At 63.2% G+C, this 15392-nt stretch carries 13 protein-coding genes and 1 pseudogene; 7 read left to right on the top strand and 7 right to left on the bottom strand.

Translation table 11 applies throughout. The features are described 5' to 3' along the window. Window positions 1–142 precede the first annotated feature (142 nt). A complete protein-coding gene (locus BRA62_RS11325; protein WP_292366676.1) occupies window positions 143–1372 on the bottom strand; it encodes a PAS domain-containing sensor histidine kinase in 1230 nt (409 codons plus the stop codon). Between the two features lie 554 nt (window positions 1373–1926). Between BRA62_RS11325 and BRA62_RS11320 the strand changes: the two genes are divergently transcribed. After that, entirely contained in the window at window positions 1927–2367 is a 441-nt protein-coding gene (locus BRA62_RS11320) for a YkgJ family cysteine cluster protein (protein WP_292366675.1), read from the top strand. 29 nt (window positions 2368–2396) lie between these two features. Here the strand turns inward: BRA62_RS11320 and BRA62_RS11315 are convergent, their stop codons facing one another. Continuing rightward, window positions 2397–3779 (bottom strand): alpha/beta hydrolase, encoded by a 1383-nt coding sequence (locus tag BRA62_RS11315; RefSeq protein ID WP_292366674.1) that lies wholly within the window; start codon window positions 3777–3779, stop codon window positions 2397–2399. Window positions 3780–3918: 139 nt separating this feature from the next. Between BRA62_RS11315 and BRA62_RS11310 the strand changes: the two genes are divergently transcribed. Further along, window positions 3919–5202 carry an STAS domain-containing protein gene (locus tag BRA62_RS11310; RefSeq protein WP_292366673.1) on the top strand — a complete coding sequence of 428 codons (1284 nt, stop codon included), beginning with the start codon at window positions 3919–3921 and terminating at the stop codon, window positions 5200–5202. A 91-nt stretch (window positions 5203–5293) separates the two neighbouring features. Here the strand turns inward: BRA62_RS11310 and BRA62_RS11305 are convergent, their stop codons facing one another. From BRA62_RS11305 to BRA62_RS11290, 4 genes and pseudogenes are all read right to left on the bottom strand, one after another. Next, entirely contained in the window at window positions 5294–9367 is a 4074-nt protein-coding gene (locus tag BRA62_RS11305) for a HEAT repeat domain-containing protein (RefSeq protein ID WP_292366672.1), read from the bottom strand. 298 nt (window positions 9368–9665) lie between these two features. Continuing rightward, window positions 9666–9809 (bottom strand): hypothetical protein, encoded by a 144-nt coding sequence (locus BRA62_RS11300; protein WP_292366764.1) that lies wholly within the window; start codon window positions 9807–9809, stop codon window positions 9666–9668. 64 nt (window positions 9810–9873) lie between these two features. After that, window positions 9874–9921: pseudogene (locus BRA62_RS11295) on the bottom strand (hypothetical protein); the annotation flags it as partial. Window positions 9922–10241: 320 nt separating this feature from the next. Beyond that, entirely contained in the window at window positions 10242–10847 is a 606-nt protein-coding gene (locus BRA62_RS11290; protein WP_292366671.1) for a helix-turn-helix domain-containing protein, read from the bottom strand. A gap of 307 nt (window positions 10848–11154) precedes the next feature. Here BRA62_RS11290 and BRA62_RS11285 point away from each other — a divergent pair, with 307 nt between their 5' ends. Genes BRA62_RS11285 through BRA62_RS11275 form a run of 3 tightly spaced genes read left to right on the top strand, consistent with a single transcriptional unit; the run spans window position 11155 to window position 13345 of the window. Beyond that, window positions 11155–11667, top strand: coding sequence for a hypothetical protein (locus tag BRA62_RS11285; RefSeq protein ID WP_292366670.1), 513 nt, complete (start codon window positions 11155–11157; stop codon window positions 11665–11667). Then, on the top strand, window positions 11664–12671 hold the full coding sequence (locus BRA62_RS11280) for a hypothetical protein (protein ID WP_292366669.1): 1008 nt from the start codon (window positions 11664–11666) through the stop codon (window positions 12669–12671). The genes BRA62_RS11285 and BRA62_RS11280 overlap by 4 nt, the downstream gene beginning before the upstream one ends. Continuing rightward, window positions 12635–13345: an HAD family hydrolase gene (locus tag BRA62_RS11275; protein ID WP_292366668.1), complete on the top strand. Its 711-nt coding sequence runs from the start codon at window positions 12635–12637 to the stop codon at window positions 13343–13345. The genes BRA62_RS11280 and BRA62_RS11275 overlap by 37 nt, the downstream gene beginning before the upstream one ends. Here the strand turns inward: BRA62_RS11275 and BRA62_RS11270 are convergent. Then, window positions 13331–14188 (bottom strand): methanogenesis marker 8 protein, encoded by an 858-nt coding sequence (locus tag BRA62_RS11270; RefSeq protein WP_292366667.1) that lies wholly within the window; start codon window positions 14186–14188, stop codon window positions 13331–13333. The genes BRA62_RS11275 and BRA62_RS11270 overlap by 15 nt on opposite strands. Window positions 14189–14320: 132 nt before the next feature. Between BRA62_RS11270 and BRA62_RS11265 the strand changes: the two genes are divergently transcribed. After that, a complete protein-coding gene (locus BRA62_RS11265; protein ID WP_292366666.1) occupies window positions 14321–14479 on the top strand; it encodes a hypothetical protein in 159 nt (52 codons plus the stop codon). Between the two features lie 11 nt (window positions 14480–14490). Next, a complete protein-coding gene (locus BRA62_RS11260) occupies window positions 14491–15240 on the top strand; it encodes a heparan-alpha-glucosaminide N-acetyltransferase (RefSeq protein WP_292366665.1) in 750 nt (249 codons plus the stop codon). The last annotated feature ends 152 nt before the right edge of the window (window positions 15241–15392 follow it).

Raw genomic sequence — 15392 nt, 5'->3', positions numbered from 1 at the left:
TTTTTCGAGATACCTATAATCCCGCATGCGGGTTTTGGGTTATAGATAACAGACAGAAATGTGGGAGCCGAAGGTCAAGTTAGAATCCCTCTGGTGTTGGGGTGTGGATATCATGCCGGCATCAACCGTTTGCCTAGCCTGCTCAACGGGTTTGCGAGGCAGGTTTCAGTGTGAACTTGAACGCCGCGCCTTCATCCGGGCGGCCCGGCACCCGGTCCTCGGCCCAGATCGTCCCGCCGTATCGCTCGACCAGGATCTTCACCAAATAGAGTCCAAGTCCCTTGCCGACGCCCCGTTTCTTCATTTCATAACAGTGGAAGATCTCATTTTTATCATCATCCGGGACACCGGGACCGGTATCCTCGATAGATACCTGGACGAACCCATCATCCTCTTCAATCCGGATGGCGATCTCGACGTCAGGACCGCCGAACTTGACTGCGTTGCCGATAAGGTTGTCAAAGACCACAGGGAGAAGATCGTCCGCCTGGACCTGGTAATTTGCCCCGTTATAGAGGAAGATACTCGTGCGATAGTCTTCCATCACTCCCCGGACTGCTGCATCAAGGTCGGTTGGTTTGAGCTCGGTTTTTGTCCGATGGATCCGGCGGATGGTAGAGACGGTGCCCAGGATCTCTATGCTCTTCCGGATGCTGCGCTGCAGTTTTTTCGCGTATCCGGCTGCCTCTCCGTCAAGGGACTCGATGAGCAGGTCGGCGTAGAGGTTCGAGACGTTCTCGGTATTGCCGATATCGTGGGTAAGGATGTCCAGGTAGAGGTTCGCCTCCCGGTTCGATATCTCCAGATCGTGGTGGAGCAGGCCCAGATTCTTGGCATATCGCTGAAACGCTTCCTCGGCCCGCTTCCGCTCGGTGATGTCCTCGGCGACGATGCTGATCGCGAGGACGCGCCCCTGACTATCGGTTACCGGCCGCCAGGACTCGTTCCAGTACCTCTGCTCCCCGGGTTGTGCCGGTGTTTCCCCCTGTACCTCAATATCAAGCGCGGGTTTCCCCGTCGCAACAACCGCCCGGGCGAGCTCTTCAGCCGCATCCGCAAGGTCCGGCACCAGCTCGCGGACTCTCTTGCCGATGTGCTCCTCGACGGAAAACCCGTCCATCTCTGCGAACCGTTGATTGACATGCAGGTACCGGGTATCCGTGCCGAGCAGACACAGACCGACCGGCGCCGAGGCGTAGATCATCTCGATCTGGCGGAGTTCTGCGTTCTCCCGCCGAAGCACGTCATTCTCTTCCCGGATCTCTGCAGTCCGTTCGCGGATGAGTCGTTCAACTTCGGCGGCGTTGTCCTGCTTCTCGTCGCGGCCGGTGAGACTGGTTCGCTTCTCCGTGGTACCTGGGGATGTGGACATCGGAAAAAGAAACTCCGGTTTAAAGTATGCAAGTGAATTTACTCAGGCTATAATAACTGTAACGGAAAGACCTGCCAATCACGCAGGGTTCGATTTTCACGAAATAACAAGACCCAATCTCTATTTCGCAGGAACGGCTCCCGTTTGCTGCATCTTTCTTGATGCAGCGCAGTCTTCGGTTCGAGAATCCGATCGTGTATTACTCAATACACACAAACCGTGAGCCAGAGGTCAGTTTCGACTCTTCCGAACCGGATCGAGGGGGGTTCAGTGCCAGGACGGTCAGGATAGCCAAAGGCGCCAGGCTATGGATCCTTCCGAAAAGAATTTTTCTTCTTTCCGAGAACCAGGCAACCTGCCAAAGCCCGGGTTGCTCCGACGGCTCCGGAACTGCCCGGCTGCAGATGCGATCCAGGACGTTCTTCGGCAGGTATTTCATGACCCCGATGAGAAATACCGGATAATGAGCATGCCGATACACCAATCGCCCGGAGTTTGGGGAGGGGGTCACGATCGCCTGTAAGTGCTGCCAGTGCGGCAGCTGCTGCAGCAACATGCGAAACGTCCACACAGTAGTCGAAGAGCGCGGCAACTACACCTTTGTCGTGCACAATGCCTATAGTGGGGACGTGAAGGAGGTGCGGGTCGACCCGGACAAGATCGCCCTCTTCGAGGATGAGAGCAGCATCGCGGAACTGCCGGACGCATGCCCCTTTCTGAGATTCGACGGGAAGACGGGAAAGGCGTGGTGTACGGTTCACCTGACACGCCCCGACATCTGCCGCGATTACTGCTGCTGGCGTCTTCTCATCCTCGATTCACAGGGGAAGCGGGCCGGACGCGTGATGTACCAGACAACGTTCCTCCCGGACAATGACGAACTCAGCCGGCTCTGGGAACAGGTGCAACCGACGTTGAGCGGGCTCTCCGGCACCGAATGGGATGACGCCCTCATCGATATTCTCAAAAAAGCCGGATACCGTGTTCGCTGGTAGATGCCGGGAGACTCCGAAAACCGACCCCATTATTTGCTCATTCCCATCTTATCGTCGAGCCAGTCGAACTTGGCGGCAAACGATTGCGCGAACGCCCCGAGCTGGCAGTGCGACCCGGCACCGTAGTCGTCGGAGAACACCATAAGTTCCCGCTCGCAGGTGAGGTGGTCGTAGAGTGCCTGTGCCTGGGTCCCGTCCGGGTCGAAGTGGTCGGCCGCACCGGCACAGACCAGCGTGGGGCACCGTATCTCTTCGGCAATTCCGACAAGTGAAAAATCCATCCATTTCGCCCAGAACTGGGCCGGCGAACCGGCATTAAAGACGTACATCCCGTTCTCGTTCAGCCAGCGCATACCGGTATCGTGTGCCATGGCGTCGCGGATGGCGTCGTTGAACTCAACCGGATCCGTCTGCAGCCACTCCTGCAGCTCAACTTCCGTCAGGTTCGCTCCCCCGCCTTCCTGCAGGTTCGCGAGGAGAGTTAGTCCGACATCGTAAGTGCCTCCATCCGCGATTAGCGCCGTGATCCGGGGCTCGTATGCGGCACCGCGGGGGGCGAGGTAGCCCCCGAGCGAGATCCCCCGGAGTGCAACCCGGTCTTCGTCGACGTCGGGCCGGCTCACCGCATAGTCCACGACCGGTCCGATCACGTTCTCCCAGTCGTGGCGGAACGGGATATGCCGGACCCGTATCACTTCGCCCTGGCCCGGCCCTTCGAACGTCAGGACGTTGTATCCGCGTTTGATCCCCTCCATTGCATACGGATGGAGTTCTTCCTGGCACCCGTCAAAGCCGGTCTGGACGATGACCAGCGGCCGGGGTTTGCCGGAGTCGTCGACCATATAGAAGTAACCCGGCAGCGTGGTATTCTCGTACGGGATGGCGACAATCTCGTACGGGACGACGTCGAGTGAGAGCGCATCGCGGAATGCATCCCGGCTCTTTTCCCATGTCTCCACGATGCGGGGATCGGCGGGGTTGCCGTGCAGGAAGAACTCGGCCGTGCGGTAATACGTTGCGGCCCGGCAGTATGCTTCCATTGCGGTAACCCTGTGTCCGGCTGCGAGACTCTCGTCACCCGCTGTCCTGAAGTTGTCCGCGGTCCTGTTCCATTCGCTGTACCAGCTTTCAAAGTCTCCTTCTTTGATCCTGGACGCAGTGGCAAGGCACTCGCCGATATCGGCCTCTCCCGAATACGAGGCGCCAAGTGTCCGCTGAAGCTCGAAAGCAAATTCCCGATCCGCAAACACGAGCGCCGGGCATTCGGCGGCAGGTGCGGCAACCGCAGTGGCGGGAGGTGATGCCGGCGATTGCTGACCGGTCGAGGTACAGCCTGCAGAAACGACAAAAAAACTGTGATGGAAAGAGTGATCATGATTATTAAGGCTCTGTTGGGTTTCACGGTGGATCATAGGAGGATCACATAACCGGAGAGATAATGGTTACGAAGTTTGTGCGCCCAATGGAGTCCGCCACGGCACGGCACGCCGACGGCAAAGCAGTTTTGAGAAAAATTAACCGTCAACAGCCCGATACCTGTACGGGATATACATGGAACTGCAGACCGAGAGAAGAGACGGAATTCTGACGATTGTGATTCGCGGAAGGCTTGACGGGTACGGTGCAGGACAGCTCTCCGATGCCGTGCAGGCGTCGCTGCAGGACGACGACCGGTCGGTCGTCTTCGACCTCGCAGGGCTGAACTACCTGAGCAGCGCGGGCATCCGGGTTCTCATCGCCGTCAAGAAACAGTTAAAAGAACGCAGCGGCATCCTGGCCCTTGCCGGAATGCAGGAGTACCCGAAGAGCGTCCTCGATATGGCCGGGGTGACACCGATATTCTCCCTCTATCCCGGGGTCGAGGAGGCCGTCGCCTCCTGCAGAAGGCCGCAGGACAGCCTCTCGGTCATCAGCGAACTTGCCCGGACTCCGGTCGTCAGGAACGGCGTTGCCTACACCGTCGAACAGGTCTCCACAAAGGGATCGTCGCTCCGCGTCACCGGCAGCCTGGATAGGGTGCTGCACGCCCGCCTGACGGAGGAAGATATCCGTGCAATACCGTTCTCGGCTCTCCGGTACTCGCTCGGGCTCGGGGCGCTCGGGGAAGGCGTTGCGGACACGCTCCCGCTCCTCGGGGAGATGATCACGCTGCACGGCTCGGTGGTATGGCTGCCGACGGACGGGAACGAGACGCCGGACTTCTTCACGCCGGTGAAGGATACCGGGGAACTCTACGTCTACTCCGGGTATAATGTAGCGCTGGACGGGCCGTTTCATGAGATCGTCACCGTCGACGCCGGGGATGGGGGCAGCATTACGCTCTCCGAATTGTACCGCACGATCTTCGACGTTGCCCGGGAGCAGAGGCGCGACTTCTCCGGCATCGCCGCCGTTGCCATGTGGGCCGTCGTCGACGGGGTCTGCAGTTCCGGGGTGAAAAAGTCCCCCATCGCCGCATCCACCCCTGAAAACGGCCTTCCCATCAACGCAGAAGAGAACGTGGCGGAGTGGTTCGCGGTAGACGACGAGCCGAAGTACCAGGGCGACACGATGGTCGGCTTCGGGTTCGGGATCGACTGCTCGGCGTGCAGCGGCGAACAGATCGCAGCCCTCATCGACCCGGCCCATGCGGGAGGGGAGCGGGTGCAGCTCCACAACCACGGCGTCGTCTTCCGGGGGGTGCCGTGGGATGCAACGCTCGATCTCTCCCGGCAGATCGAAAAGATCGTGACCGAGGGCGAGTTTGTCGATATGCGGCACCTCAAGGAAAGCACCCGGATAAGGCGGGCGAAACTGGGCGTGGCGTACATCTCGGGAATCGACGTCGAGAAGTAAGCAGGGTTCCGATCTCCCTCTATCCTTTCTGGGAATCGCCGGCCGGAGGCACAGGGGATAACAGGAAGAGACTTGAACCGGTGGAGATGGTCTATGAGTCTGCGTTCTTCCCGGCCCGTTCCCGGATCCTCTCCACCGCGCTCTCGGCGGCCCTCCGGGCGTACCAGTCCTCATCGTCGAAGAGAGCCTCGAGGGGCCCGATCGCCCGTGCATCCCCGATCTCAGAGAGCACATCCGCCGCACGCTTCCGGATGTCGCCGTCCGGGTCGCCGAGTGCGGATACGACCGGCTCCGCCGCCGGGGCGCCTATGGAGACGAGCGCCGCCGCAGCCTCCCGCCTGACGCTGTAGTAGTCGTCGTGGAGAAGGTCCATCAGCGCCGGGACCGCCCGCGGATCGCGCATCTCCCCAAGAGCCCTCGCCGCCCGCCGCCGGATACTGTCGTCCCGGTCGTCGAGCACCCGGAGCAGCGGTTCGATCGCAGGCGGGCCCATCGGGATCAGATCGCCCCACCGTTCCTTCGCAATCAGGTAGTCGATCGTCTCTTCCCCCTCCCCAGGCGACCAGTCCAGGCGGTCGAGGGCGTCCGCAGCCCCGGCACGGACACGGAAATGCCCGTCGGTGAGCGCACCGGGGAGCAGCCGGGCCGCCGGCTCCCCGATCAGCACGAGAGCCGTCACCGCACCCTTCCGGGCCGTATCGTTCCCTTCCCGCAGAACGGAGAGAAGCGGTTCGACCGCCGCCTCGCCCATCATGCCGAGCGCCCGCACCACGACACGTCCCAGGCGCCAGTCATCATGCAGGAGCGCGCCCGTAAGCGGCTCGATGGCCGCCGGGTTCCCGATCTTGCCGAGCGTCGCCGCCGCTCCCATCCGGACCGCCGGGGGAGCGCCGCGGAGGGCCCGGACCAGCGGCTCGACGGCGGGGTCCCCGATGCCGACAAGCGCCCGGGCCGCCCCGAGGCGGATATGCCAGTCGGGATCCTGGAGAGCGTCGATGAGCGGTACAACCGCCGGCTCCCCGATCATCTTGAGCGCTTCGACCGCTTTTCTCTGCCCGCCGTCCTGTTCGGCGCGGAGTTCATGAATCAGCCTCCTGACCGCAGGCGCCCCGATCATACCGAGCGCCCGTGCCGCGCCCATCTGGATCGCGCTGTCGGGGTCGTTGAGCGTCCGGATCAGCGGTTCCACGGCACCGGCCCCAATCTCGGCAACGGAAGCCCATTGCTCCTTTGCAATCAGGTAGCAGACCGTCTCGCCTTCCGTCTCCGGCACCCATCCGGCTCTCCCGAGGACCTCCGCCGCACCCAGCCGCACGAGGTACCGCTCGTCTAAAAGCGCCCCCGTAAGATCGGCGACGGCCGGTCCGCCGGCCCGGGTGAGCGTATCGATCGCCCCCAGGCGGATGAGATCGTTCTGGTGCCCCAGCGCCCCGATGAGCGAGGCGACGGCCGCATCCCCGAGGCTGGCGAACACGTCCCCGGCCCGCTGCCGGACCACGGCGTCATCGTCCCCGAGCGCCTCGACCAGCGCATCAAGGGAAGCCTCTCCCATCGCCTCGAGGATCCCGGCTGCAGTCTGCCCGATATCCGGGCGCCCGAGAACCGGGACGAGCGGACCGGCGGCAGGCCGCCCGATCCGGCCCAGCACCCCGGCGGCCGTCTTGCGGAGCCGGACCCTGTCCAGGCCCTGGATCAGGGGTTCCACTGCCGCTTCCCCGATCCGCACCAGCGTCTCTTCCGCCGGCCCGCGGAGATTCTTTCTGCCGAGCAGGCGGATCAGGGAGGGGACCGCAGGAGCACCGAGGCAGGCCAGCGACTCCGTCGCCCCGGCCTGCACCCCCGTATCCGGATCGCCGAGCCGTGCCACCAGGAGGTCGACGGCGGGGGCACCGAGGTCCACGACCTCCGGCCACCGCTGCAACGCGATCAGGTAAACCGCCTGCTCCTCCACTCCCGTGGGAACCCACCCAAGCCTCTCGAGGACCCTGGCGGCCCCCAGGCGGACCCGCGAGTTCTCGTCGCCGAGCGCTTCGGCAAGCGGTGCGAGTGCCGGATCACCGATCCCGGTGAGTGCAGCCGCCGCTCCCGCATGTCCGTCGCCGTCCTCGCCGAGGAGGGGGATGAGGGCATCTATCGCAGGCGCACCGATGCCGACCAGGGCGTCGACGGCTTTTCGGTGCAGGCGGTCACCGCCGCTCCTGACGAGTTCGATGACGGCCGGGATCGCCTCGGACGCCCCGAGCCTGCCCAGAACCTCGACGGCGTTCTCCCGGGCGGCCCCGGCTTCACCTTCGAGCAGCGCAAGGACAGGGACCACGGCCGGCTCCCCGACGGCAACGAGCGCATCCGCCGCCACCGGAGCGACAGCGTCGTCGGCGAGGGCATCCACGAGCGGCCCTACGGCCGCCGGATCGCCGATCTCGCCGAGTGTCGCCGCAGCCTCGCAGCGTATGCGGTCGTCGTCGCCGTTGAGTGTCCGGATCAGGGGATCGACGGCCGGCGCGCCCATCAGGGCAAGTTCCATCCACTCTTCCCGGGCGATCAGGTACCATGCCCGCTCGGCGTCGCTCCAGGGCTCCCAGCCCGTCTCACCCAGGATAGCGGCGATCCGGGACCGGATCAGGGAGCGATCGGACGTCAACGCCTGGATCAGGGACGGGACCGCCGCTTCCCCGAGCGCACCGAGGACTTCCCGGAGCGCTTCCTGCGCCTCCTCGTCCGGGCTGTCCAGACCCCGGATGCATGCCTCCGCAGCCGGCTCCCCGATCCGGACCAGGGTCGTCGCCGCCGTGCTGCGAAGAGGGGGGGCACAGAGCAGCCGGATGAGCGGATCGACAGCGGGAAGGCCAATCTCCGCGAGTGCCATGGCCGCCAGCGGCCGGACTTCATCGTCTGCTTCATGCAGGAGCTCGACCAGGGGGCCGACTGCGGCCTCGCCGATCTCCCCGAGGGTCCGGGCGGCATTCCAGCGTACTTTCCTGTCCTGGGACTTCAGGATGCGAATCAGGGGGCCGACCGCGGCCTCACCGTAATCCGCGACATCAAGCCACGCTTCGCTGGCAACGAGGTAGCGGATCGCTCCGGCATCATCGGGCGCTTTCCACCCGAGATCCCGGAGAACGGAAGCGGCAGACCTCCGGATACTCCCTTCGGGCGCATCAAGAGCCCTGACAAGGGAGGGGATCGCCGCGTCGCCGATCTCCCGGAGCGCGTAAAGAGCGCCGAACTGCACTTCGCCGTCATCGCCGGCGAGCGCTTCGACGAGGGGCGGCACGGCGGGCCCCCCGATACGCACGAGCGTGGCAGCCGCCCCGATCTGCGTCGAATCGTCCCCGAGCGCAGCGATCAGTGCCGGGATTGAATCTTTGCCGATCAGTGCAAGGGCTTCGGCGATGCACCACCGTCTCCCGTCGTCCGCACGGGCGAGGGCCCGGATCAGGGGCGTGACGGCGTCGGCTCCACGCTCTGCGACGGCATCCACGGCACGTCCGCGGACCCCGGCATCGTCGCTGCCGAGGTCGTCGATGAGCGACTCCATCGGACGCTCCTCGTCCACGGCACCTTCACGGACAGGAGCGGGAGTGCAGGCGACAACCGCCGGCCCGTCCTCCGGCAATTCGACGACCCCGTCGTCGAACCCGAACATCTCCATGAGTTCGTCCTCGGTGAGGAAACCGGGACGCGGGGCAGGCAGGCCGTCAGGAGAGAACTGCGGAAGTTCGTCCGGAGCGCCGGGGAGGGCGTCATCCCGGGTTTCCGGCGGAGAGGCTTCCCCCGGCTCATCAGGGGGAAGGGCTTTGATTGCCCTGTCCGGGGAAGAGCGAGACGGGAGGGGGCCGGCCGCCTCCGGGTCGCCGGAGGGGAAGGCTGTACTCGCCCCGTCCGGTGTGACGAGATCGTCGAATTGCCGGAGGGCATCGGGGATCATCTCGAGTCTCTCAAAGACGCTCGTCCCGTCATCAGCCGGCGCACGCCTGCTCAGGGGTGGCTCAGCGGGCGCATCGGACGAGGAAAGAGCCGGATCCGGGGCACGGCCTTCCGGGCTGTCCTTCTTGCCGCTCTTATCGGTGTTTCTCCTTATCCAGTGCCTTAGGAAAGAAGAACCGTTCGGCCCAAAGAGCCCGGGCAGGGCCACGATGGGGCATACGGCTTCAGCCGTAGGCATACCCGGCACCCCTGCACCGGGCAGAAGGAGAAAAAGAAGGCACATGATCCCGAAGGTCGCACCCATCAGGGCACACGATGCCGGAGAAGGTGCATAACCACCACCGGGCCCGGGCACGCGCCCATCCCCACGATTCGTCTGTTTTGTTGCCAGAACGCCGACCCCCGCCACAGGACCGGCGCAAAGGCAATTTGAGAATGCTCGTGAGGCCTCGGCACACATCATGAGAACTCTACATCTAAAAATTAAATATGTTTGTTTTCCGTGTCACATCAATAAGATAATATTTAAGTAACACCTATTCCGGGAGGTCGTCTCCCGCCCTCCCCAGGTAACGCTTGTACCAGGGGGCATCGAGAACTCCGATGATGCCCTTGCTGACGATCTGACCGGCGATCAGGGGAAGGAGGGGAATACCGGCGGTGAAGAAGGCGATGCTCACGAAGATGCAGGGAATTCGTCATGGCGATGAGGATGGCGAGAAGGATCTGCGAGAGGAGGGCAATGGCGATGGCGACACGGGTCATCGATCTCCCGTAGACCTCGTTGATCATATCGATCGCCTGTGCGGCGAACGGGTAGATGAAGACAGAAGCAGGGGCGACGAACGTGGCGATGCCGATATCGAACTCAATGAGCCGGGCCGCGATGATCTATGAGGCGCCAGGGTCGATGATATACAGGCAGGTGAGGGTGGCAAACCCGTACCCCGGATACCGCCTGACGACCGCGGCTCCCGCACACGTCGCAACGGTGAGACTGATCACCCAAGTAATATCCAGACGGGCGGTATCGGCACGGGCAGCAGCATCCGGAGGAGATTTGCTCCTCTGCCGTATTAACCCTCATCTCCTGGCCGACCCGGAGCGGCCGATCAGAACCCTTCGCTCATGATGCGGTTGAGCTCCGAGCGCTTGATCCGCCAGGACCCTCCGCACTTGACTGCCGGGATCCGCTCTTCCCGGATGAACTCCCGGATCCGGCCGGGGGTGAAGTTCAGGGTCGAGGCAACGTCTTCGACGGTGAGCATCGCGTCGCCTGCGCTGTGGCGGTGGCCGCACCCGATCGTCTCCCAGTCCTCGTCCGGCATCATGATGGTGATGACCGGTTCGCCGTCGTCCCCCGGGGAGACCGCGGCCTTGAAGGTGAGGGTGGGGACGAGGCCGTTCTGGTAGAGGCTGACCTGGAACTCGAACTCCTCTTCGGTCGTCGTACGGGCTTTATCCCGGAACGCATGAAGGGTGTCCCACAGATTCTCCGTAACGGTCTCCTGCGGGATGTTCGTGAACGGCACCATACTCTGAGCGGCCCGTGCCGAGACCGCGAGGGGATAGGTGATACCCATATCCCTCCCCATCCGGGTGATCTCGATCAGATCACCGTCATCAATGGCATCCTGCCGGGCCTTCATCGGTTGCTCCGGGTCCGCCAGTCCCCAGATCTCGGCCGGTGTCTGCAATCTCGTTTTTCTCGTCTGCATGGGTTATATCTCTCCGAGTAATTTCGCGCTCTTCCATACCACTATGGGGATATCGATCATAAAAGATTTACCAAATATCTTGCGAGATTTTGCGATTTCTTTCGCGCTAAAGGCGTATTCTCAGAACGCCGGGAGTAAAATCCCGCCATATTTCGGCAAGATGCCGGACGTGGCCCCCAGTGAAGCAAATACAGAGCAAATAATCAAAAAATAACAGATAATGTAGCCCGGATCATCCGCCGTTGGTTGCGCTCCAGGGAGAGGGGCTCCGACAAAGCCTATATAGGAGCAGGGTGAGTCTTGAGCAGTGATTCACTCCGTGACACCCGCCTCCGGCGATGCCTACATAACACTTCTCGGACGCTCAACATGGGCGCTCGTCAACGCTTATCATGCAGTCCTGCGGGAGAAGGGGTTGCGCCCCGAACGGGTCTCTATCGTCACCGAAGAACCCTATGCACAGGAAGCATCGACCGCCGCCGAGGCGATTGGAATCGTCTCGGAGGGGTACGGGTTCGTTCCCGCAATCGGGGTGGAGATTCTGCCCGAAGCGGACTTTGTCCGGGCCGGACAGACAATCCGTTCGCTTGCCCAAGACCTTATCCGGCAGGGTTTTTGCGTGGCGATCGACATCACCTCGGGCAGGAAGGTCACGGTCGCAGGGGCGCTCATCGCGGTCTCGCTCGCGGGGCTCGATATCCGGCACATCTATTACCTCGCCATGCAGAACACCGACGACGTCGCAAAGCCGTATATGATGATCCCGCACCAGGTCCAGAGGATCCGGGATATCATGGAGGATGCGGGGGCGAGGGAATGAACGATGCGGTCATCAGGGAGAACGAGCTGCAGATCCTCATCAACAGCCTCGATGAGGTCCGCGTCTCGTACCCGCTCTACGAGGGAGATATCCTGGTCGCACGCCCCGAAGGGACCGGTTTTCGGCTCGAACTGCCTGCAACGCGCCAGACCTTCCGGGACTGGCTCACCGAATACGAGCCGGTCTCCGCGGAACTTCCTTCCTACGCCGATCTCCAGGAGTGCATGTTTGCAAGCGGGATCGCCCGTTACGTGAATCAGGCCGCCTTCGATGCGATGCTCGCATCCTACAGGCAGCTCAAGAAGGCCGTCTTCTTCGGCCTGGACACGAACCTCTTCTACCACGGGTTCGCATCGAACAACCCCGGGATCGATCACGCCTCCTACCTGATCGTCGATACCGTCCGGGACGAGATCGCATATGCCATCAACCGCAAGTACCCGGCAAAGATGATCGAGGAGATGACGGCGCAGGCACCCGACTGCCGGGAATACATTGCTGAACTCGAGAACAAGCGGATGAAGCGGTCCCGGAAAGCCGCATACCTCGCGCTGAAGGAGTATCGCTCCGTCCGCGACCGGGCGACGGAGATAGCGTCGCCGGACCCGCACACGCACCTTTCGGAGGAGAACGACCGCAACATTGTGCGGGCGCTCCGGAAGTTCGAAGAGGAGCGGTATGCCCTCCCTGTCCTCCTGACCGCCGACATCTACATGGCGGACCTCTGCATGGCCGAGGGGCTCGAGTACTTCTACTTCGACCGCCCATATAGACTGGAGGCAACGACCTGCACGGCGCCGGCATTCCGGCGGCTGCTCTTCAACCTCGCCGCCGTCTTCGGGTTTATAGGCTGCAACGGATTCACCCTCTTCGGGGAGTACGGCGGGAAGGGCAACGATCTCGACGAACTGAAGGTGCGTTTCCGGGACGATGAGACGTACCATGCGTTCACGAGGGAACTGGAGATATGCAGAAGACTTGCGGCACTCGGTATAAAACGATAGAGGCGGTCCTCTGCGACATGGACAACACCCTCTTTGACCTTGTCGGAGCGAAGCGGGAGGCGTGCCGGTGCGTGGTCGATTACCTCGGGACGGGCGAATCCGAAGCGCTTTTCTCGCAGTTTCTCCGGGGCATTCACGGGTTTGAGGATCACAGGAATATACGCGATTACCTCGAGGAACTCGGGGTGTACGAGCCCGGTGCGTTCGAGGTCTGCTGCCGCACCTACGAGGACGTGAAACTCGACCTGGTCGAGGCGTACCCGGGCGTCGAGGAGACGCTCCGGTGCCTGCAGGACGCCGGGATCTCTCTCGCGGTAGTCACCGACGCGGAGCGGTTCCAGGCACGCCGGCGGCTCGATAAGACCGGGCTCATCGATTACTTCGAGGCCGTGGTGACCCCCGAGGTCTCGGGAAAGCGGAAACCGGAGCCGGACTCCCTCCTCTACGCCCTCCGGCGGCTCGATACGGCTCCGGAAAAAGGGATGATGGTGGGCGACAGCCTTGTACGCGACATCGCTCCCGGGCGGCACCTCGGGATGACGACCGCGTTTGCCGCCTACGGCGACTGGCGCGACAGCAGCCCGGCGGATGTGGAGGCCGATATCATTCTGGCCGGGTTCGCCGAACTCCCGGGCCACGTGGGCATTACGAACCGGCGATCAGCAGAGCGGTGAGGGCGACTGCGAGCCCGGCACCGGGAGGCGTGCCCCATGGACGATAACCGGCTGGTCGGTCTCCCCGACCTTTCCGAGAATGATCGCCTTTCCCGCCGGGGTCATCGCAAAGACCGGGATAGACGTCCCCGCCTGCAGGAGCGCGGTCTTCGCCGCAATCTCCCGGACGTGCCGTGACGCGCAGGCCGTGACCAGGTCGGCCGCACCGGCCATCAGGACCGCGTCCTCACGCGAGATCCCGGTCGTGTGGACCGCGACGATCACGGCGTCGGGGAACCGCTCCCGGATGGCCGCCGCCTCGGCGGCAACGGCGGTGGTCACGGCGATCCGGCGGCAGCCGAGTTTTGCCGCCAGGGCGACACCGGCGGCCTGGTCGATGGCGGCGGTCGCCGGGTCGAGGACGACGCCCCCGTTCTCCTCGATCCGTTCGATCACCCCGGGGATCGGACTCGTCTTCACGAGCCCCGACATCCGGCCGCCGATCCCCTGGATGAGGGCGGGGTTCGTCGCGACCAGCGTCCCGGCCCCGTCGGAGGCGATCACCGCGGCGTCGAGTTCCCCCCGGCGGACGGCGCTGCTCAGGAGTTCCGACGCCCCGAAGAGGACGAAGTCCGGGCCGGCAAGGACTTCACGCTCCGGCGTGCACATCCCGAAGGACCGGATCCGCGACTCGATGTTTTCGCGTATCGCCTCCGGCGTCATCGCCTCAACCGGACAGGCGAACCGGCGTGCCAGCGGGCAGTCCTCGATCTGCGGCGTCCCGACCTCGACCACCCGGCCGTTCCGGACCACGACCCGGCATTTCCCGGCGGCCTCTATGATATGTTCGTCACGGTCGCTCATGAAAGAGAATTGGACGGGCAGGGGAATAATGGTGCCCCTCCCGGCCCCGGGTAAACGCTTATCAGATAAACCCTCCATGAAACTGTAGGCAAGCCATGATACGCTTACAGCAGGAAGGCGGGGTGAGGGGACATGGGCCGGATCTGTAGCCCGTTCGTCATGCTCGAGTGCAGCCGGCAGTGCGGCTTCTCCCGGATGTACAACGAGCCCACCGAGGAGCAGGAGAGGGAGATAACCGATACGAAGACCTGTCCCTCCTGTGGCGCTCCCGTCCGGAGAAGGTTCTTCTGACGGCGGAAACCATGCCAGGAGAGCGTTACTGGGAGATCGATCTCGCCCGGGGGATCGCCGTCGTGACGATGATCCTCTTCCACTCGGCCTTCGACCTCAACTTCTTCGGCGTCCTGCCGCTCGACGTCTCCGGCGGGTTCCTGCGGATGCTCGCCTACCTGACCGCATCGACGTTCATCTTCCTCGTCGGGATCTCCTTCACCATCAGCTACGCCCGGACTTCAGAGCGGCTCGCCGGACGGGCTCTCGCGCTCAAATACGTCCGGCGCGGCCTTACCATATTCGGCTACGGCCTTGTCATCACCGCCGTCACCTGGCTTTTTTTGCCGTCCGTCTACGTCGTCTTCGGCATCCTGCACTTCATCGGCATCGCGATCCTGCTCGCACCGCTCTTCTTCCGGTTCGATACGGAAAAACTCCTCATCACGAGCATCGCCTGCCTCATCGCGGGCTACGCCACCAGCCTCATCACGGGCCCCTGGCCGCTCCTCTGGATCGGCATCCGGCCGGAGTCTTTCACGAGCCTCGATTACGTGCCGCTCCTCCCCTGGTTCGGCCTCGTCCTCGTCGGCATGGCCTGCGGACATCTCTTCTACCCGGACGGACGGCGGAATTTCTCGATCCCGGTTGCGAAACCGGCGTTTGCCCGGCCGCTCGAGTTCCTGGGCCGGCACTCGCTCGTCATCTACTTCCTGCACCAGCCGATCATCCTGCTGGTGATCGCGGTGCTGGCGCCGGGGGCGGTGACGGGGTTGTGGTGAGGGGGTTGGGTTCTTGCAGAGGGGCTCGAAAGCGTGTCGATGCGTGGACAGTGGCGAGTGTGAATCACAATTTACAAGACAGTTAGGACGCTGAAAAATCCCAGTACAGTGGACCGTGGGAGTATCGCCATGGGGGAGGGGCTGACGGGGAG

It is taken from the genome of Methanoculleus sp. UBA208 (assembly GCF_002498065.1).
Lineage (GTDB): Archaea > Halobacteriota > Methanomicrobia > Methanomicrobiales > Methanoculleaceae > Methanoculleus.
The sequence above is the reverse complement of the archived record's forward strand: the minus strand, read 5'-3'. Positions and strand labels throughout refer to the sequence as shown.

What these genes read in the sequence shown, in the direction of transcription:
- BRA62_RS11325 (WP_292366676.1), bottom strand. Translation starts at nt 1,372, where the DNA reads ATGTCCACATCCCCAGGTACCACGGAGAAGCGAACCAGTCTCACCGGC.
- BRA62_RS11320 (WP_292366675.1), top strand. Translation starts at nt 1,927, where the DNA reads ATGCGAAACGTCCACACAGTAGTCGAAGAGCGCGGCAACTACACCTTT.
- BRA62_RS11315 (WP_292366674.1), bottom strand. Translation starts at nt 3,779, where the DNA reads ATGATCCACCGTGAAACCCAACAGAGCCTTAATAATCATGATCACTCT.
- BRA62_RS11310 (WP_292366673.1), top strand. Translation starts at nt 3,919, where the DNA reads ATGGAACTGCAGACCGAGAGAAGAGACGGAATTCTGACGATTGTGATT.
- BRA62_RS11305 (WP_292366672.1), bottom strand. Translation starts at nt 9,367, where the DNA reads ATGCCTACGGCTGAAGCCGTATGCCCCATCGTGGCCCTGCCCGGGCTC.
- BRA62_RS11290 (WP_292366671.1), bottom strand. Translation starts at nt 10,847, where the DNA reads ATGCAGACGAGAAAAACGAGATTGCAGACACCGGCCGAGATCTGGGGA.
- BRA62_RS11280 (WP_292366669.1), top strand. Translation starts at nt 11,664, where the DNA reads ATGAACGATGCGGTCATCAGGGAGAACGAGCTGCAGATCCTCATCAAC.
- BRA62_RS11275 (WP_292366668.1), top strand. Translation starts at nt 12,635, where the DNA reads ATGCAGAAGACTTGCGGCACTCGGTATAAAACGATAGAGGCGGTCCTC.
- BRA62_RS11270 (WP_292366667.1), bottom strand. Translation starts at nt 14,188, where the DNA reads ATGAGCGACCGTGACGAACATATCATAGAGGCCGCCGGGAAATGCCGG.
- BRA62_RS11265 (WP_292366666.1), top strand. Translation starts at nt 14,321, where the DNA reads ATGGGCCGGATCTGTAGCCCGTTCGTCATGCTCGAGTGCAGCCGGCAG.
- BRA62_RS11260 (WP_292366665.1), top strand. Translation starts at nt 14,491, where the DNA reads ATGCCAGGAGAGCGTTACTGGGAGATCGATCTCGCCCGGGGGATCGCC.